Annotated in this window: 19 protein-coding genes; 12 read left to right on the forward strand and 7 right to left on the reverse strand. The window is 69.7% G+C overall.

Annotated elements, in window-relative coordinates; all coding sequences use genetic code 11:
• The coding region (locus tag ACFDTH_RS04760) for a M24 family metallopeptidase (protein ID WP_375286412.1) at positions 1-135 on the forward strand (135 nt) is incomplete at its 5' end.
• Positions 136-184: 49 nt separating this feature from the next.
• On the opposite strand, the gene ACFDTH_RS04765 is transcribed toward ACFDTH_RS04760, so the two are convergent.
• Entirely contained in the window at positions 185-442 is a 258-nt protein-coding gene (locus tag ACFDTH_RS04765; RefSeq protein ID WP_375286362.1) for a type II toxin-antitoxin system ParD family antitoxin, read from the reverse strand.
• Between the two features lie 40 nt (positions 443-482).
• Positions 483-794: a YdeI/OmpD-associated family protein gene (locus tag ACFDTH_RS04770; RefSeq protein WP_375286363.1), complete on the reverse strand. Its 312-nt coding sequence runs from the start codon at positions 792-794 to the stop codon at positions 483-485.
• Positions 795-1,079: 285 nt separating this feature from the next.
• Here ACFDTH_RS04770 and alaS point away from each other — a divergent pair, with 285 nt between their 5' ends.
• Both alaS and ACFDTH_RS04780 read left to right on the forward strand, forming a co-directional pair.
• Entirely contained in the window at positions 1,080-3,740 is a 2,661-nt protein-coding gene (alaS, locus tag ACFDTH_RS04775) for an alanine--tRNA ligase (protein WP_375286364.1), read from the forward strand.
• Positions 3,737-4,432 carry a glutathione S-transferase family protein gene (locus ACFDTH_RS04780; RefSeq protein ID WP_375286365.1) on the forward strand — a complete coding sequence of 232 codons (696 nt, stop codon included), beginning with the start codon at positions 3,737-3,739 and terminating at the stop codon, positions 4,430-4,432. The genes alaS and ACFDTH_RS04780 overlap by 4 nt, the downstream gene beginning before the upstream one ends.
• A gap of 19 nt (positions 4,433-4,451) precedes the next feature.
• On the opposite strand, the gene ACFDTH_RS04785 is transcribed toward ACFDTH_RS04780, so the two are convergent.
• Positions 4,452-4,892 carry a PA2169 family four-helix-bundle protein gene (locus ACFDTH_RS04785; protein ID WP_375286366.1) on the reverse strand — a complete coding sequence of 147 codons (441 nt, stop codon included), beginning with the start codon at positions 4,890-4,892 and terminating at the stop codon, positions 4,452-4,454.
• 156 nt (positions 4,893-5,048) lie between these two features.
• On the opposite strand from ACFDTH_RS04785, the gene radA reads away from it, so the two are divergent.
• From radA to ACFDTH_RS04810, 5 genes are read left to right on the forward strand one after another with little or no spacing between them, the layout of a single operon-like run.
• Positions 5,049-6,419 carry a DNA repair protein RadA gene (gene radA, locus ACFDTH_RS04790; protein WP_375286367.1) on the forward strand — a complete coding sequence of 457 codons (1,371 nt, stop codon included), beginning with the start codon at positions 5,049-5,051 and terminating at the stop codon, positions 6,417-6,419.
• Positions 6,420-6,430: 11 nt separating this feature from the next.
• On the forward strand, positions 6,431-6,982 hold the full coding sequence (locus ACFDTH_RS04795; RefSeq protein ID WP_375286368.1) for a CvpA family protein: 552 nt from the start codon (positions 6,431-6,433) through the stop codon (positions 6,980-6,982).
• Between the two features lie 59 nt (positions 6,983-7,041).
• Positions 7,042-7,476, forward strand: a complete 435-nt coding sequence (locus tag ACFDTH_RS04800) for an iron-sulfur cluster assembly scaffold protein (protein ID WP_375286369.1) — start codon at positions 7,042-7,044, stop codon at positions 7,474-7,476.
• The gene (locus ACFDTH_RS04805) at positions 7,469-9,229 is read left to right on the forward strand and encodes a cation:proton antiporter (protein WP_375286370.1); all 1,761 of its coding nucleotides are present in this window, start codon (positions 7,469-7,471) and stop codon (positions 9,227-9,229) included. The genes ACFDTH_RS04800 and ACFDTH_RS04805 overlap by 8 nt, the downstream gene beginning before the upstream one ends.
• Before the next feature lie 8 nt (positions 9,230-9,237).
• Positions 9,238-9,558 carry a DUF423 domain-containing protein gene (locus tag ACFDTH_RS04810; protein WP_375286413.1) on the forward strand — a complete coding sequence of 107 codons (321 nt, stop codon included), beginning with the start codon at positions 9,238-9,240 and terminating at the stop codon, positions 9,556-9,558.
• Positions 9,559-9,916: 358 nt separating this feature from the next.
• On the opposite strand, the gene ACFDTH_RS04815 is transcribed toward ACFDTH_RS04810, so the two are convergent.
• Genes ACFDTH_RS04815 through ACFDTH_RS04825 form a run of 3 tightly spaced genes read right to left on the reverse strand, consistent with a single transcriptional unit; the run spans position 9,917 to position 11,705 of the window.
• Positions 9,917-10,057: a DUF2256 domain-containing protein gene (locus tag ACFDTH_RS04815; RefSeq protein WP_375286371.1), complete on the reverse strand. Its 141-nt coding sequence runs from the start codon at positions 10,055-10,057 to the stop codon at positions 9,917-9,919.
• Positions 10,057-11,157, reverse strand: a complete 1,101-nt coding sequence (gene aroB, locus ACFDTH_RS04820) for a 3-dehydroquinate synthase (RefSeq protein WP_375286372.1) — start codon at positions 11,155-11,157, stop codon at positions 10,057-10,059. Before aroB ends, ACFDTH_RS04815 begins: the two co-directional genes overlap by 1 nt.
• Entirely contained in the window at positions 11,154-11,705 is a 552-nt protein-coding gene (locus ACFDTH_RS04825) for a shikimate kinase (RefSeq protein WP_375286373.1), read from the reverse strand. Before ACFDTH_RS04825 ends, aroB begins: the two co-directional genes overlap by 4 nt.
• A gap of 79 nt (positions 11,706-11,784) precedes the next feature.
• Between ACFDTH_RS04825 and ACFDTH_RS04830 the strand changes: the two genes are divergently transcribed.
• From ACFDTH_RS04830 to ACFDTH_RS04845, 4 genes are read left to right on the forward strand one after another with little or no spacing between them, the layout of a single operon-like run.
• A complete protein-coding gene (locus tag ACFDTH_RS04830; protein WP_375286374.1) occupies positions 11,785-11,922 on the forward strand; it encodes a hypothetical protein in 138 nt (45 codons plus the stop codon).
• Positions 11,912-13,675: a hypothetical protein gene (locus tag ACFDTH_RS04835; protein ID WP_375286375.1), complete on the forward strand. Its 1,764-nt coding sequence runs from the start codon at positions 11,912-11,914 to the stop codon at positions 13,673-13,675. Before ACFDTH_RS04830 ends, ACFDTH_RS04835 begins: the two co-directional genes overlap by 11 nt.
• The gene (locus tag ACFDTH_RS04840; RefSeq protein ID WP_375286376.1) at positions 13,672-14,565 is read left to right on the forward strand and encodes a tyrosine recombinase; all 894 of its coding nucleotides are present in this window, start codon (positions 13,672-13,674) and stop codon (positions 14,563-14,565) included. Before ACFDTH_RS04835 ends, ACFDTH_RS04840 begins: the two co-directional genes overlap by 4 nt.
• 10 nt (positions 14,566-14,575) lie before the next feature.
• Entirely contained in the window at positions 14,576-15,520 is a 945-nt protein-coding gene (locus tag ACFDTH_RS04845) for an acetyl-CoA carboxylase carboxyltransferase subunit alpha (protein ID WP_375286377.1), read from the forward strand.
• Here the strand turns inward: ACFDTH_RS04845 and ACFDTH_RS04850 are convergent.
• A complete protein-coding gene (locus ACFDTH_RS04850; RefSeq protein WP_375286378.1) occupies positions 15,517-16,461 on the reverse strand; it encodes a cell wall hydrolase in 945 nt (314 codons plus the stop codon). The two genes, ACFDTH_RS04845 and ACFDTH_RS04850, sit on opposite strands and share 4 nt — an antisense overlap.
• Between the last annotated feature and the right edge of the window lie 35 nt (positions 16,462-16,496).

Consider the following 16,496-nt stretch of genomic DNA (forward strand, 5'->3'; position numbering starts at 1 on the left):
ATGTGCTTCTCGAACGAGCCCGGCCTCTACCTCCCCGGCCGCTTCGGCGTACGGCTGGAGGATTGCTTCCACGTGACGGAGCACGGGCCGCAATGGTTCAGCACGCCGCCAACGTCGCTGAACGCTCCGGTTTAGGACGGGTTGGGGAAGAGGGCCGCCATGTAGTCCTGTGCGTCGTGGACGTTCACTTTGTGGCGGCGGCCATCGCGCGATACTTCGCTTCAAGCCTGTCGAACACTTCGTCTGCTGGCTTCGTCCGCCCTGCCTCGGCAGAGGCGATCCCGCGGTCGATCGCCTCATAAACGGCCGCCAGTCGCGCCTCACGATCCTGCACCAGGCGCACGCCCTCGCGCAGCACCTCGCTTTTCGAGTTGTAGCGGCCCGTCTTCACGAGCTCGGCGACGAACGCCTCCAGCGGCGCTCCCAGGTCGGCACTGATCATAGCGCAGAACTATCAACAGTTATCAATACGGGCAATCGCCTCACGCGCCACGCTTGCGCCGGCCCTCCACCAGCACCGCCTGCTGCCATTTGCCCGGCGCCTTGTCCGTGCGGTGGATGCAGCCCGCCCAGCAGCACGGGCGCTTCTTTCCTTCGATCAGCTCTTCGGCCGTGCGAACGACCCGGCGGGCCCGCGTCGCCGGCTGTTTGGCATCCTCCACCCAGCAGATGAACTCGTTGCGGCCCAGCGGGGTCAGCCCCTCCCACAGCCGCAGCAGGTCCGGGCTCGCGCGCACCGCCGCTTGTAGGTCCTCGGGTGCTTGGTGCACCGTACCGTGAGGAAAGGGGTTCATCGCGCAACCTCCGGTGTCAGGTCTGGCGCCAGGACTGCGGCGTGTCCAGTGACGCGCGTGCCGCTGTCCTACAGCGTTGCTCCGGTGCTAGACTCGTTCGCATGATGTTCCAGGATCAGCAGATCGCCTCAGCTCCTGCCGCGTCAGTGGCGCGCCCGTGTCCCCCCTCCGGCGCATCGGCCGATCAAGTCGCGTCAGCGCCTAAACCGCCTCAATTCGTCCCGGTGCGCACGAGTGGCGCAACCCCGCTAGCCACCGCCCCCGCACGCCATTAAGTCGCACGCCATGATCTCGACGAACGACATCCGCCGCAGCTTCCTCGATTACTTCGGGGCCAACGGCCACACGATCGTGCCCTCGGCGCCGCTGGTGCCGCAAAACGATCCGACCTTGATGTTCGTCAACGCCGGGATGGTGCCGTTCAAGAACGTGTTCACCGGGCTGGAATCGCGCCCGTACAGCACCGCCACATCCTCGCAGAAGTGCGTCCGCGCCGGCGGCAAGCACAACGATCTCGACAATGTCGGCTATACCGCGCGGCATCACACCTTCTTCGAGATGCTCGGCAACTTCTCGTTCGGCGATTATTTCAAGGAACAGGCGATCACCCACGCGTGGACCCTGCTGACCAAGGAGTGGGGCCTGCCGGCCGACAAGCTGCTCGCCACCGTCTATCACACCGACGGTCAGGCGTTCGACCTGTGGAAGAAGATTGCCGGCCTGCCCGATCACCGTATCATCCGCATCGCCACCAAGGATAATTTCTGGGTGATGGGCTCGGACGGCCCCTGCGGCCCGTGCTCGGAAATCTTCTTCGACCATGGCGACCACATCGCAGGCGGGCCTCCCGGCAGCGCGGATGAGGATGGCGATCGTTTCATCGAGATCTGGAATCTCGTCTTCATGCAGTTCGTGCAGGAGGCCGACCAGATCGTCGGCGACCTGCCGCGCCCGTCGATCGACACCGGCATGGGGCTGGAGCGGGTCGCTGCGGTCCTCCAGGGCAAGCACGATAACTACGATACCGACACGTTCCGGGCGTTGATCGAGGCCTCCGCCGCGCTGACCCATGTCTCGCCCGATGGCGAGATGAAGGCGTCGCACCGCGTCATCGCCGATCACCTGCGCACCTCCGGCTTCCTCGTCGCGGACGGCGTGCTGCCCGCCAATGAGGGCCGCGGCTATGTCCTCCGACGGATCATGCGCCGCGCGATGCGCCACGCCCATCTGCTCGGCGCCAAGGAGCCGCTGATGCACCGGCTGGTCCCCGCGCTGATCGCCGAGATGGGCGCGGCCTACCCAGAGCTGCTCCGCGCCCAGCCGCTGATCGAGGCGACGCTCCGCCAGGAGGAAACCCGCTTCCGCCAGACGCTCGACAAGGGGCTGAAGCTCCTCGACGAGGCGACCGCCGGCATGACCGCGGGCGCCACCTTGCCGGGCGAGACCGCCTTCCGCCTCTACGATACCTACGGTTTCCCCTACGACCTGACCGAGGACGCGCTGCGCACGCAGCATTTCAAGGTCGACCGCGCCGGTTTCGATGCCGCCATGGCCGAGCAGAAGCGCGCCGCCCGCGCCGCCTGGAAGGGCTCCGGCGCCAAGGCCTCGGACGAACTGTGGTTCGACCTCGCCGAGGAAGTCGGCGCCACCGAGTTCACCGGCTATACCAGTGACAGCGGCGAAGGCGTTGTTCTGGCGCTGGTCAAGGACGGCCGCCGCGTCGACAGCGCGGCCGCCGGCGAGCAGGTTGACGTGATCGTCAATCAGACGCCTTTCTATGGCGAGAGCGGCGGGCAGGTCGGCGATGCCGGTACCATCACCGGCGACGCGCTCGCTGCCGAGGTGACCGACACCTCCAAGCAGCTCGGCAAGCTCTGGGTCCACCATGCCCGGATCGACAAGGGCGCGATCAAGGTCGGCGACACGGTCAAGCTCGCCATCGACGTCCAGCGTCGTGCCGCGATTCGCGCCAACCACTCCGCCACCCACCTGCTGCACGAGGCGCTGCGCCAGCGGCTCGGCACGCATGTCGCGCAGAAAGGCTCGCTGGTCGCCCCCGAGCGGCTGCGCTTCGACGTCTCGCACCCGACCGCCATGAGCCCGGCCGAGCTCGCCGATGCCGAGGCGGCGGTCAATGCGATGATCCGGCAGAACGGCGCGGTCACCACCCGGCTGATGACCCCGGACGAGGCGATCGCCGAGGGCGCGATGGCGCTGTTCGGCGAAAAGTATGGCGATGAGGTCCGCGTCGTCTCCATGGGCACCGAAGATGGCGGCCGTACCTATTCGATCGAGCTGTGCGGCGGCACGCACGTTTCCGCGCTTGGCGATATCGGCCTGTTCAAGGTGGTGGGCGAGGGCGCGGTGTCGAGTGGCGTCCGCCGCGTCGAGGCGCTCACCGGCGAGGCGGCGCGCGCCTATCTGGTCGGCCGCGACGACAAACTGCGCGAGGCCGCAGCGGCGCTGAAGGCGACGCCCGACGAGGTTCCCGCCCGCGTCGTCTCGCTGCTGGAAGAACGCCGCCGGCTGGAGCGCGAGCTTGCCGAGGTCAAGAAGGCGCTGGCACTTGGCGGCGGGGCAGGGGCGGCGCCCGCCGGTCCCGAGACGGTTGGCGGCGTCGCCTTCGAGGGCCGCGTGCTCGAAGGCTTCGAGTCGAAGGGCCTGCGCGGTGCAGTTGACGATGCTAAGAAGCGGCTCGGCTCCGGCATCGCGGCGCTCGTCGCCGTCAACGACGGCCGCGCCACCGTGGCGGTCGGCGTCACCGACGATCTGGTCGCCACCTTCAGCGCGGTCGAACTGGTCAAGCAGGCCGTCGCCGCGGTCGGCGGGCAAGGCGGCGGCGGCCGGCCGGACATGGCGCAGGGCGGCGGGCCTGATGGCGACAAGGCCGCCGATGCGCTCGCCGCGGTCAAGACCGCATTGGAGGAGGCGAAGGCAGCAGCATGACCAACCTCGGCGACTTCCCCATCACCGCCAAATGGCCGCCGCTACACCCTGACCGGCTGCAATATTACGGCCTGCCGACGCCCAATGGCGTCAAGGTCTCGATCATGCTGGAGGAGATCGGCCTGCCATATGAAGTCCATAAGGTGGACTTCGGCCAGAACGACCAGAAGTCGGACGCCTTCCTGTCGCTCAACCCCAATGGCAAGATCCCCGCGATTCTCGATCCCGATGGCCCCGGCGGCAAGCCGCTGGCACTGTTCGAGAGCGGTGCGATCCTCGTCTATCTCGCCGAGAAGACGGGGCAGCTGATCCCCGCCGATCCTGTGGAGCGCCTTCATGCGCTGCAATGGGTGATGTTCCAGATGGGCGGGGTCGGCCCGATGTTCGGCCAGCTCGGCTTCTTCGTGAAGTTCGCCGGCAAGGACTGGGAGGACAAGCGCCCGCGGGACCGCTACGCCGACGAGGCGAAGCGTCTGCTCGGCGTCATGGATCGCGCGCTCGACGGTCGCGACTGGTTTCTAGGCGATTATTCGATCGCCGACGTCTCGATGCTCGGCTGGGTCAACGGCCTGGTCAACTTCTATGGCGCCGGCGAGCTGGTCGGCTTCGACCAGCACCACAACGTCGCCGCCTGGCTCGAACGCGGTCTTGCCCGGCCGGCGGTACAGCGTGGTCTGCGCATCCCCGCTTGAGGATGCGCAGACCCGTGGGTCAGGCCGCCTGCTCGGCGTGCAGCCGCGCCTGCGCCTGCTCATATCCGCGCTGCACCGAGGCATAGGCGTCACGGACCACCGCGGCAGTTTCCGGCGACATGCGCTCGTCGCGAAGCACCCGGTCGAACTCTTCCTTCAGATAATCCTCGCCGCGCCGCACGCTCTCTGCAATCGCCTTCTCGCCGCCGCCCAGCGCATGGCGCAGATCTTCCCAGCGCCGGAACACGGTGCCGGCGAGGGAGCCGAAGTCATTGGGCGCTCCGCCCAGCCGGGTCACCTCGGCCTGCAAAGCGGCGACTACCGCGCGGCGCTCTTCCGCCATGCTGCGGAAGAAGGCGGCATGGGTGCCGGCATCGGCATGCTCCGCCGCCTGCTCATAGCCGCGAACGCTGTCGATCGTGGTGACGATGAGGTCGTCGAGCTTCGAAGTCTCGTGCATGGACATAGACCATCTCCTGAAATGCTGCCCGGCAACGAGCGGAACTGGCGAAGTGTTTCGTGTGGCAAGGCAAGATCAGGGTTAACGGGACATCAACGTCACTGAGGGTGTGGCCTCCCTGTTCCCCTCCCGTTCCGGTTCTGATAGGGTGATGGCATGGCAAAGCTCCAGAAGCGCTACGTCTGTCAGTCCTGCGGCTCGGTGTCGTCCCGCTGGCAGGGGCAGTGCACCGACTGCACCGAATGGAACACGCTGGTGGAAGAGGCGCCTGCGGTGGTCACGCCGTTCCAGGCCAAGCACAACCTCCAGGGCGGCGGACGCGCCTTCCAGCTCGTCGGGCTGGACGCCGAGGTGGAGCTTCCTCCCCGCCTCGCCACCGGAATAGCTGAGCTGGACCGGGCGCTGGGCGGCGGCTTCGTCGAGGGGTCGGCGACGCTGATCGGCGGCGATCCCGGCATCGGCAAGTCCACGCTGCTGCTCCAGGCCGCCGCCAAGATGGCGCTGGCCGGGCACGGCGTCGCCTATGTCTCGGGCGAGGAGGCTGCCGACCAGGTCCGGCTACGTGCCCGCCGCCTCGGCCTCGGTAACGCGCCGGTCCAACTCGCCGCCGCCACGTCGGTGCGCGACATCCTGACCACGCTGTCCGCCACCCGCCCGCCCGCGCTGCTGATCATCGATTCGATCCAGACCATGCATTCGGACCTGATCGAGGGAGCACCGGGCACGGTGAGCCAGGTCCGCGCCTCCTCGCAGGAGCTGATCCGCTTCGCCAAGGAGCGCGGCACCGCCTTGGTGCTGGTCGGCCATGTCACCAAGGACGGCACCATCGCCGGCCCGCGCGTGCTGGAGCATATGGTCGACACGGTGCTCGCCTTCGAGGGCGAGCGGAGCCATCAATATCGCATCCTGCGCGCGATCAAGAACCGCTTCGGCGGCACCGACGAGATCGGCGTCTTCGCCATGCAGACCGAAGGATTGGCCGAGGTCTCCAACCCGTCCGCGCTATTCCTCACCCAGCGAGACGATAGCGTCACCGGCACCACCGTGTTTCCGGCGCTGGAGGGCACCCGCCCGGTGCTGGTGGAGATCCAGGCTTTGGTCGTCCGCCTCGCCAGCGGCGCGACGCCGCGGCGCGCGGTGGTGGGATGGGACAGCGGGCGGCTGGCGATGATCCTCGCGGTGCTGGAGGCGCGCTGCGGGCTCAGCTTCTCCTCCGCAGAGGTCTATCTCAATGTCGCGGGCGGCTATCGCGTCCAGGACCCGGCCGCCGACCTCGCAGTCGCCGCCGCGCTGGTCTCCGCCTTGTCCGAGCGCCCGGTGCCGGCCGATGCGGTCGCCTTTGGCGAGATCGCGCTCTCCGGTGAGGTCCGCCCCGTCGCGCACGGCGCGCTGCGGCTGAAGGAAGCCGGCAAGCTCGGCTTCGAGCGCGCTTTGGTGCCGGCGGCGATGGCTAGCGGGGAGGGGCTACGCCTCGCCGGCTTCGCCAATCTGGGGCGGCTGGTTGATCATCTGCTGGGTCGGGGATAGCCGTTCCGCCCATGAACCTGACCGCCCTCGATATCTCGGTGCTGCTCTTCGTCGGCGGTGCGGCGCTGCTCGGGCTCAAGCGCGGCTTCGTTTATGAGGTGCTGGCGCTGTTCGCCTGGATGGCGGTGGTGTTTGCCGTCAAATTCGGTCACCTGCCATTATCCCGTGTGCTTACCGGCATCGTCGGCACCCCATCGGGCGCCGCGGTGCTGTCGCTCGCGCTGCTGGGCGGCGTAACCTACTTTGCGGGACGGATGGTGGCCAATGCGGTGGGCTCGCGGACGCGCAAGTCAGTGCTGGGCCCGGTCGACCGCGGGCTCGGCTTCGGCTTCGGCGCGCTCAAGGGGCTGATCCTGGCGAGCCTCGCCTTCCTCTTGCTGGTTCTGGTGCTCGATCTGGTCCGCGGCGGGCCGCAGCGGCGCCCGGAATGGCTGACGCGCAGCCGCACCTATCCGCTGCTCAACACCACCTCGGCGGCGATCGCCGACTTCGCCGACCGCCGTCGCCGCGGCCAGCCGGTGTTCGGACCGCGTGAGCCTGCCGCGGCCAGCAACGCCAGCTAGGGCGCACGATAGCCGCGAGGGGGTCGCCTCTCGCGCACCTTGCGCCTAAGTGTCGTTACGTGACCGAACCGCTCTACAATGCCGAGATTCTCCGTCTCGCCACCTCCATCCCGCACCACGAGCGGCTGGCGGCGCCGCACGCCTCGTCCGAGAAGCGCTCGCCGATCTGCGGCAGCCGCGTGACGGTGGACGTGGCGCTGGCGTCGGACGGCACCGTCGAAGAGGTCGGCCTGCTGGTCCGCGCCTGCGCGCTCGGCCAGGCCTCCGCCTCGCTACTGGCGAGCCATATCGTCGGCCGCACTCCGGAGGAGCTCGCCGCCACCCGCGACGCGCTGACCCGCTGGCTTGCGCGGGAGGGGGACGCGCCTGACTGGCCCGGCCTCGCGGTCTTCGCCCCCGCGCTCGACTTCACCGCGCGACACCCATCGATCCGCCTCGCCTTCGAAGCGGCGGCCGAAGCGGCGGCCGACGCCCGGCAGCACGCGCATGCATGAGGCCGGCCACGCCGGTTCGCTGTTGCGCGACGGGTTTATCCTGCTCGGCGCGGGCCTCGGCTTCGTGCTGCTCTTCCGCCGGCTCGGCCTGGGCGCGACGCTGGGCTATCTCGTCGCCGGCGCGGTGGTTGGCCCGCAGGTGCTGGGACTGGTCGGCGATGCCGAATCGAAGATGGGCATTGCCGAACTCGGCATCACGCTCCTCCTCTTCATCGTCGGGTTGGAACTGAACCCGTCGCGACTGTGGCGGCTGAAGGAGGACATCTTTGGGCTCGGCCTGCTCCAGGTCGTGCTGTGCGGTATCCCGATTGCCGCGATCCTCCATTTCGCGGTCGGCTTCTCGGCCCCCGCTTCGGTCGCGCTGGGGCTACCGCTGGCGCTGTCCTCGACCGCGCAGGTCCTGCCGCTGCTGCAATCCTCCGGCCGGCTTCGCACGCCGTTCGGGGAGCGCGCCTTCTCGATCCTGCTGTTTCAGGACCTATCGATCATTCCGCTGGTGACGATCATCGCCGCGATGAGCCGCAACCCGGCGGACCAGGCGGGGCCGGGCGGGTGGCTGCTGGTCCTCTACACGGTCGCTGCGGTTGCCGGGCTGATCGCCGCCGGCCGCTTCGTCATCCGGCCGCTGTTCCGCGGCATCGGCAATCTTGGCGAGCGCGAGATGTTCGTCTTCGCCGCGCTGTTCACAGTGATTGCAAGCGCCGCGCTGATGGAGGCGGTGGGCCTGTCCACCGCGCTGGGTGCGTTCATCGCGGGCGTGATGCTCGCCGATTCACCCTACCGGCACGAGCTGGAGGCGGATGTCGAGCCGTTCCGATCGATCCTGCTTGGCCTGTTCTTCCTGTCGATCGGCATGCTGCTCAACCTGTCGGCGATCGCCGAGCGGCCGCTGTTCGTGGTCTCCATGGCGCTGGCGCTGATCGGCACCAAGACTTTGGTGATCTTCCTGCTCGGGCTCGCCTTCCGCATGGGCTGGCGCGCCGCGCTCGCTTTGGGCGTGCTGCTCAGCCAGGGCGGCGAGTTCGGCTTCGTGCTGTTCGCGCAGGCGACCGGATCGCTGCTGATCGGGCAGGAGGCGGCGTCGATCTTCGGCGCGATCATTACCCTGTCGATGGCGACCACGCCGTTCCTGATGGGGCTGACCCGCCGCTTCCGCGAGGCGCCGATCGTTGCCGAGGAGCGCGACGGGCCGAGAGCGGACGGAGCCAATGCGATCATCGTCGGCTATGGCCGCTTCGGCCAGACGGTGGGGCAGATGCTGCTGACCCAGGACATTCCCGTCACGCTGATCGACACCGACATCGAGATGATCGACATCGCCGGCGAGTTCGGCGCCAAGGTCTATTATGGCGACGGCACCCGGCTGGACCTGCTGCGCCAGGCGGGTGCAGGCGAGGCGGAGCTGATCCTGTTCTGCATCGATGGCGACCAGATCACCACGGAGGTGCTGGAAGGCGTGCACGAGGCGTTCCCACAGGCGGCGATCTACGTCCGTGCGTTCGACCGGCGTGCGCTGGTGCGGCTGAAAGGCAGCCCGGCCAAGTTCGTGGTGCGCGAGGTCCTCGAATCGGCGGTCAAGATGGCGCGGCTGGCGATGCAGGGTCTCGGCATCTCCGAAGCGGAGATCGACCGTTCCGAGGAGATGTATCGCGCGCGCGACAAGGAGCGGCTGCGCATCCAGGTGGAAGCCGGCGACATCCGCGCCGCCCGCGCTCTGGTGGCTGAGCAGCAGCCATGGGGGAATGACCGGTGAACGTGCTGATGGTGCTGGCGGCGCTTTCGGGCGCGATGGCGGTGGGCGCGGGGGCGTTCGGCGCGCATGGCGCGAGCGGCGCGGCGCAGGAGTGGCTTCGGACGGGCGGGCAGTATCAGCTGGTTCATGCCGTGGCGGCGCTGGTGGCGCTGCGGATGGAGGCGCGGGGGCCGGCGTGGCTGTTCGTGCTCGGCGCGGCGGTGTTCGCGGGGACGCTCTACCTGATGGCGCTGGGCCTGCCGCGCTGGCTAGGCGCGATCACGCCGATCGGAGGGACTTTGCTGATCGCGGGCTGGCTGTGGCTGGCGTGGCTGGGCGTGCGCGCGTAGCGGCGAAAGTTGACACTAAGTTGACACCATAGACGCTGTCTTGTTGCACTGGAGGCGGCTTGGGTGAAGCATGCGTCGGCCGCATCGCGGCAAGCGGTGTGGCGGTCGTTCTACAGTGGAAAGAGCAATGGTCACTATAGCGGCGATTCGCCTTGTAGGACAGCAATTTGTATTCGGGCTTTTCTGGCGATTGTCACTTCGCGGAACCTGCATGTGTGACTTACCCTTCTCCCTTGATGGAAGGATGAGGGTGAGCAGCGATCGCGGCGCGCGAGGTGACGTCACCCTCACCCTCCCACTCGGCTGCGCCGAGCGGGCCCCTCCCTCTCCCATCAAGAGAGAGGGAAATGGAGACGCTTCACCGCTTCTTCCGGCAGGTGTCCGAGCAATAGACCACCGCGTCCCAGTCGCGCGCCCATTTCTTCCGCCAGGTGAACGGGCGCTCGCACGCCGGGCAGGTCTTGCTCGGCAGGTCCTGCTTGCGGACGCCGTTGGGCATCAGTGCGGTTGGGAGTCAAGGAAGCGTTCGACCTCACTCAGGTCGACATCGCGATCAAGATAAGTCCGGCCGATGCCGCGCGCGAGCAGGAACGGGATTCGACCGCCGCTAGCCTTCTTGTCGTGGCGCATGTGCTCGACCAGCCGGGCAGGGGAGGCGGCCACACCCGAGGCGGCGAGCCCGTCCGGCAGGCCGCTCGCCCGCCAATGCGCGCGCACCCGCGCCGCGTCGTCGCCGGCGCATAGGCCCGCCTGCGCCGAATAATCGAACGCCAGCCCGCACCCCGCCGCAACCGCTTCGCCGTGAAGCAGCCGGTCCGAGAAGCCTGCCTCCGCCTCCAGCGCATGGCCGAAGGTATGACCCAGGTTGAGCAAAGCGCGCTTGCCCGTCGTCTCGAACTCGTCCTCCGCCACGATCCGCGCCTTGGCCGCCACCGAATGCGCGATCGCGTACTCGCGCGCCGCAGGATCGCCCGCCAGCAGCGCCGCGCCGTTCGCCTCGCACCAGGCGAAGAAGTCGAGGTCGTCGATCAGCCCGTACTTGACCACCTCGGCATAGCCGGCGCGGACCTGTCGCAAGGGCAGGGTATCGAGCACGTCGGGGTCGATCAGCACCAAGGCGGGCTGGTGGAAGGCGCCGACCAGGTTCTTGCCGGCGCGCGCGTTGATCCCGGTCTTGCCGCCCACTGACGAATCGACCTGCGAGAGGAGCGTGGTCGGCACCTGGATGAAGCGGCACCCGCGCTTCATCACGCTGCATGCGAAGCCGACGAGATCGCCGATCACCCCGCCGCCAAGCGCGATCACATGGTCCGAGCGCTCGACCCCCTGCGCGAGCAGCCAGTCCACCGTCCGCTCCAGCATCGCCCAGCTCTTCGTGCCTTCGCCGGCCGGCAGCACCAAAGCCTCGCTGGCGACGCCCGCATCGGCGAGCGACCGGGCGAGGGTGGCGAGATGCGGCGCGACATTCTCGTCGGCGACGATCGGCACCGGGCGCCCCTTGGCCAGCGCTGCCACCACGTCGCCGGCGCGCGCGAGCAGCCCCGCCTCGATCCGCACGTCATAGCTGCGCGCACCGAGCGCCACCGTCAGCACCGTCACCTGCCGATCGCCTCCAGGATTGCGCGCACGGTCACGTCGTGCGGCGTATGATTGCTTTCCACCCGGATCGGCGCGAGCGCGTAGATCGGGTTGCGTGCCGCGGCGAGGTCCCGCAGCACCTCGCCGGGATCGCGCCCGCGCAGCAGCGGACGGGTGTCGCGCCGGCGCACGCGGTCGACCAGCACCTCGATGGGCGCATCGAGCCAGATAGCGAGACCGTTCTCGAGCACCGTCTGCCGCGTCTCGTCGTTGATGAAGGCGCCGCCGCCGGTGGCGATCACCTTGGGGCTGCCGTCCATCAGCCGCGCGATCACCCGGCGCTCGCCGGCGCGGAAATAGGGCTCGCCATAAGCGTCGAAGATTTCGGCGATGGTCATGCCCGCCGCATCCTCGATCTCGGTGTCGGCGTCGACGAAGGGCAGCGACAGCTTGGCGGCGAGGCGCCGCCCGACCGTGGACTTGCCCACCCCCATCAACCCGACCAGCACGATCGGCTGGCCGGTCCAGCGCGTCCGGTCGACGGGTAGGGAAGGGCGGCTTTGCAACATCTCTTCCGGCGCTATACAGCGCAGGGCCCCGGCCGCCATAGCTGCCGCGGTCCCCGTTCGTATCACGCCAGGATCCGCCATGTCCCGCCTCCTCGTCTCGCTTGTCGTCCTCGTGGTCGTGGTGATCGGCATCCTCTTCGTGCTGGGCAGCATGGCCAAGGAGCGGCCGCAGACCCGCGTCGAAACGCCGGTCGAGATCGGCAACCTTGCGAACTAAGGCCCTTGCGGCGGTCGCCGCGCTGCTCGCCGGCGCTGCCGCGATCGCGCAGGACCAGGCGCCGGAATCCTTGCTGCCGCCGGGCTTCAACGATCCGGTGACGCCGGCGCCGGCGCCGGCGCCCGCGCCTGCGCCGACGACGCAGCCGGGCGCCTCTGCGCCGGCCGTGCCGGCAGGCGCGCCGACACCGGCGCCGTCGGCCTCGCCCAGTCCGACGCCCAGCGCCTCGCCCTCGCCGATCGATCCTGCCGAGATGCGCGAATATGAGATGCCAGCCTATGCGCGGCGCTCGCTCGACCGGGTCGGGCTGGCGAGCGATGCGGCGCTGCCGACGGACGCATTCGGCAGCGCGGACGGGCGCTGGCTGGAAGGTCTGATGCGCCGCACCGCCGCGCCGCTGCCGTCGCGCTGGCTGTCGATCGCGCTGCGCCGCCTGCTGGTGGCGCCGGTCGACACGCCCGCCGGGGTCAACGGCGCCGATTTCGCCGCCGAGCGCGCCTGGCTGCTGCTGCGCATGGGCGAATCGGTGTCCGCGCGCGGCGTGGTCCAGTCGGTAGACCTGGAGAACATGACGCCCAAGCTGCGCCAGCTGTGGATGCAGGCGATGCTGGCGACCGGCGACCCCGCGGGCTTGTGCCCGGCGGTCCCCGGCGCGCTCGCCGCCTCAGCCGAGCCGGGCTGGGTGATGGCGCAGGCGATGTGCTCCGGCCTTGCGGGCCCTTCCGGAGAGGCGCGCCAGCTGCTCACCGCGGCGCGGCGGCGGCGGGTGGCGAGCGGGATCGACTATCAGCTCGCCGAGAAGGTGGTCGGCGCAGGCATCAACAGCCGCCAGGCGGTGACGATCGAGTGGGAACCGGTGGTGCAGCTGACCAGCTGGCGCTGGGGCCTCGCCACAGCCACCGGCGTCACCGTGCCGGACGAGCTCTACCGCACGGTCGGACCGCAGGTGGCGGGCTGGCGCGCGCTTGCGCCGGCGGTGCCGCTGGCTGAGCGCGCGGCAGCGGGCGAGCAAGCGGCGGCGATGGGCCTGCTGTCCAGCGCGGCACTGGTGGACCTGTATGGCGCGCTCGACGGGCTGGACGAGGCACCCTCCGCGCTGGCCGCGGTCGCGACCGACCTGCGCGGCGCTTATGTCGGCGCCGATCGCGCCACCCGGCACGATGCGCTGCGCACCCTGTGGGATGGCGGGCAGGGCGAGGCGGCGCGCTATGCCCGTCTGATCCTCACCGCACGCGCTGCAGCACGCATCCCGGTGGCGGGCGACTATGATGATCCCGACCGGCTGGTCGCCTCGATGCTTTCCGCAGGGCTCGACCGGACGGCGCTGCGCTGGCGCGGCACGGTGGCGGATGGATCGGACGCCTGGGCGATGCTGACGCTTGCCGATCCGGACGGCGGGCGGCTCGGCAGCAATGCCGTCTCTGGCTATCGTGGCGACGCGCGCAAGCAGCGGCTGTTCTTCGCCGGGCTGGCTGGGCTCGGTCGCCTCTCGTCCTCGGATGTCGAGCGCGCCGCCGAATCGCTGGAGGTGCGGATCGGCGTGGAGAATGCCTGGACGCGCGCGATCGACCGCGCCGCCGCCGAGCGTCAGCCGGGCACGGTGCTGCTGCTCGCCGCGATCGGCATGCAGGCGCCCGACTGGCGCGGCATCCCGCCCGAGGCGCTCTATCGTATCGTCGGCGCGCTGAGCGCGGTGGGTCTAGCCGGCGAGGCGCGGATGATCGCGGTCGAGGCGATCACACGCGCGCGATGAGCGACGCGGCGCTGATCGACCGCTTCCTGGAGATGATGGCGGCCGAGGCGGGCGCGGCGCGCAACACGGTCGCGGCCTATCGCAGCGACCTCATGCTCGCCTCTGCGGTCGCGGGCGGGCGGCTGGCCGAGGCGGACGTGGCGCTGATCGGGGCGGTCGCGCACGACTGGCGCGATCTGTCCGCCAGCACCGTCGCGCGCAAGGCGGCGGCGCTGCGGCGGTTCTTCGGCTTCCTGGCGGAGGAGGGGCTGCGGGCGGACGATCCTTCGGCGGCGCTGCCCCGCCCGGGCACGCGCCGTGCGCTGCCCAAGACGCTCGATCATGATGCGGTCGATCGCATCTTCGCCGCCATTGCCGCGCGCCTTTCCCGCGATCCGGTCGCCCCCGCGGACCTGCGCCTCGCCGCGCTGGTGGAGCTGCTCTACGGCTCGGGCCTGCGCGCCAGCGAGCTGGTGTCGCTACCGCGGGCGGCGGTGCGGCCTGACCAGCCCTTTCTGATTCTGCGCGGCAAGGGCGACAAGGAGCGGCTGGTGCCAATCTCCGATCGCGCGCGCGCGGCGGTGGCGGCGTGGCGCGCGCATCTGCCCGAGGGCGCGTGGCTGTTCCCCTCCGGCAAAGCGCATCTCAGCCGCATCCGGCTCTATCAGCTGGTCAAGGCGCTGGCGGCGGAGGCCGGCGTGCCGCCCGAGCGGGTTTCGCCGCACGTGCTGCGCCACGCCTTCGCCACCCACCTGCTGGAGGGCGGCGCGGACCTGCGTGCGCTCCAGGCGATGCTGGGCCATTCGGACATCGCCACCACCGAAATCTACACCCATGTCGACGCCAGCCGGCTGGTCGAGCTGGTCAACACCCGCCACCCGCTCGTTGACGCGCGGCGGCGTGCCGACTAGCCCCCGCGCGATGCCGACCTTCCTCGACTTCGAGAAACCCATCGCCGAGCTCCAGGGCCGCATCGACGAGCTGCGCGAGACCGACGGCGACGTCGATATTTCCGCGGAGATCGCGCGCCTCCAGGCGAAATCCGACAAGCTGCTGCGCGACACCTTTGCCAAGCTGACGCCGTGGCAGAAGACCCAGGTCGCGCGCCATCCCGCCCGGCCGCACTTCAAACATTATGTCGCCGGGCTGTTCGACGAGTTCGTGCCGCTCGCCGGCGATCGCGCGTTCGGCGACGACCAGGCGATCCTTGGCGGGTTCGCCACCTTCCGCGGCCGCCGCGTGATGGTGCTGGGGCATGAGAAGGGCGACGACACCGCCACGCGGCTCCGCCACAACTTCGGGATGGGCAAGCCCGAGGGCTATCGCAAGGCGATCCGGCTGCTCGAACTCGCCGACCGGTTCGGCCTTCCTGTGGTGACGCTCGTCGACACGTCGGGCGCCTTCCCCGGCATGGAGGCCGAGGAGCGCGGGCAGGCGGAGGCGATCGCGCGCTCCACCGAGGCGTGCCTGGCGCTGGGCGTGCCGATGGTCGCCTCGATCGTCGGCGAGGGCGGCTCGGGTGGCGCGATCGCGCTGGCGGCGGGCAACCGCGTGCTGATGTTCGAACATGCGGTCTATTCGGTGATCTCGCCCGAGGGCTGCGCCTCCATTCTGTGGCGCACCGCCGACAAGGCGGCCGACGCCGCCGAGGCGATGAAGGTAACCGCGCAGGACCTGAAGGCGCTGGGCGTGATCGACACGATCGTGGCCGAACCAGTGGGAGGGGCGCATCGCGAGCCCGAGGCCGCGGTGGCGAACCTGGGCGATGCGATCGAGGCGGCGCTGGGTGAACTCACGCCGATGGGCCGGGACGCGCTGCGGGGCGAGCGGCGCACCAAGTTCCTGGAGATGGGCCGCGCGCTCTAGATCGGTTCGTCCGAAATGATCGCGTCCTCGCCCAGGCCGTCGTGGTCGGGCAGGGCGCCGTTGCGATGGACGCGGACGCCCGACGCCATCACCAGCGCGGGCGTGGCTCCGGCAGGCTTCGCGTCGCGGTGCACGGTGACGAGGCCGGTCTCCGCATTGCCGTAGTGGATCGAGACGCCGCCGCTCGCCACTTGAGCTTCACCTGATGAGGCGACCGACGGCGCGCCGATCTCCGGCTCCCAGCCCGCATAGTCCTGCCGGAACGCCAGCGCTCGCTCCATCGCGCCGCGCCAGCGGTAGAAGACATGCGCACCGACCGCGCCGATCCGGGCGAGGCTGGGCGCCCACCAGGGCATGACATAATTGGCGTGGTAGTGCGTCGCGGAGCCAACCGGTGCATAGACCCCGCCCGCCAGCGCCGCATCCGCCACCGCACGAGCGCGCGCCCAGGCGAACGGCTGGGGCCGGCGGAACAGCGACCCGTCGCAGGTGAAGCTGAACTGGCAGCCGGTGCGGCGGTGCGATCCCTGATAGACCACGCCGCACACCGTGTTGGGGAAGGCGCGATCGCGCACCCGGTTGAGCACCACCTGCGCCACCGCGCGCTGTCCATCGACCGGCTCCGAGCGCGCCTCATAGTAGATCGCCGAGGTGAGGCAGTCGCTCGCCCGCGCCGCATCGGCTTCGCTGCGCGCGGTGGCGAGGAAGGCAGGGGCGCCGGCGGGGCGCTGGAGCACGTCGGCCGTGTCGTCCAGATTACTCCTGGGCAGGTCGCGGGTGAGCTGGGCGACGTCGGCGGGCACGTCGAGCGCCAGCTTGCGGAGCAGCGCGCGCGGGTCCGACACCAATTTGCGCTGCGGCGGCGGGGCAGGGTGCTCCACGGGCACGCAGCTGGCGCTGGCGACGAGGGTCAGCAGTGCAAGAAGGGAATGGCGGATCATCGGCCCCGGCGCAGATATCCGCGCCGGACCTAGGG

It is taken from the genome of Sphingomonas sp., assembly GCF_042096255.1.
GTDB lineage: Bacteria > Pseudomonadota > Alphaproteobacteria > Sphingomonadales > Sphingomonadaceae > Sphingomonas.

Bases quoted from the DNA above. Each gene is read 5' to 3' on its own strand.
- ACFDTH_RS04765 (WP_375286362.1), bottom strand. From the start codon at position 442: ATGATCAGTGCCGACCTGGGAGCGCCGCTGGAGGCGTTCGTCGCCGAG.
- ACFDTH_RS04850 (WP_375286378.1), bottom strand. From the start codon at position 16,461: ATGATCCGCCATTCCCTTCTTGCACTGCTGACCCTCGTCGCCAGCGCC.
- ACFDTH_RS04805 (WP_375286370.1), top strand. From the start codon at position 7,469: ATGCATGAGGCCGGCCACGCCGGTTCGCTGTTGCGCGACGGGTTTATC.
- ACFDTH_RS04780 (WP_375286365.1), top strand. From the start codon at position 3,737: ATGACCAACCTCGGCGACTTCCCCATCACCGCCAAATGGCCGCCGCTA.
- ACFDTH_RS04830 (WP_375286374.1), top strand. From the start codon at position 11,785: ATGTCCCGCCTCCTCGTCTCGCTTGTCGTCCTCGTGGTCGTGGTGATC.
- radA (WP_375286367.1), top strand. From the start codon at position 5,049: ATGGCAAAGCTCCAGAAGCGCTACGTCTGTCAGTCCTGCGGCTCGGTG.
- ACFDTH_RS04770 (WP_375286363.1), bottom strand. From the start codon at position 794: ATGAACCCCTTTCCTCACGGTACGGTGCACCAAGCACCCGAGGACCTA.
- ACFDTH_RS04810 (WP_375286413.1), top strand. From the start codon at position 9,238: ATGGTGCTGGCGGCGCTTTCGGGCGCGATGGCGGTGGGCGCGGGGGCG.
- ACFDTH_RS04795 (WP_375286368.1), top strand. From the start codon at position 6,431: ATGAACCTGACCGCCCTCGATATCTCGGTGCTGCTCTTCGTCGGCGGT.
- ACFDTH_RS04785 (WP_375286366.1), bottom strand. From the start codon at position 4,892: ATGCACGAGACTTCGAAGCTCGACGACCTCATCGTCACCACGATCGAC.
- ACFDTH_RS04825 (WP_375286373.1), bottom strand. From the start codon at position 11,705: ATGTTGCAAAGCCGCCCTTCCCTACCCGTCGACCGGACGCGCTGGACC.
- ACFDTH_RS04845 (WP_375286377.1), top strand. From the start codon at position 14,576: ATGCCGACCTTCCTCGACTTCGAGAAACCCATCGCCGAGCTCCAGGGC.
- alaS (WP_375286364.1), top strand. From the start codon at position 1,080: ATGATCTCGACGAACGACATCCGCCGCAGCTTCCTCGATTACTTCGGG.
- ACFDTH_RS04840 (WP_375286376.1), top strand. From the start codon at position 13,672: ATGAGCGACGCGGCGCTGATCGACCGCTTCCTGGAGATGATGGCGGCC.
- ACFDTH_RS04815 (WP_375286371.1), bottom strand. From the start codon at position 10,057: ATGCCCAACGGCGTCCGCAAGCAGGACCTGCCGAGCAAGACCTGCCCG.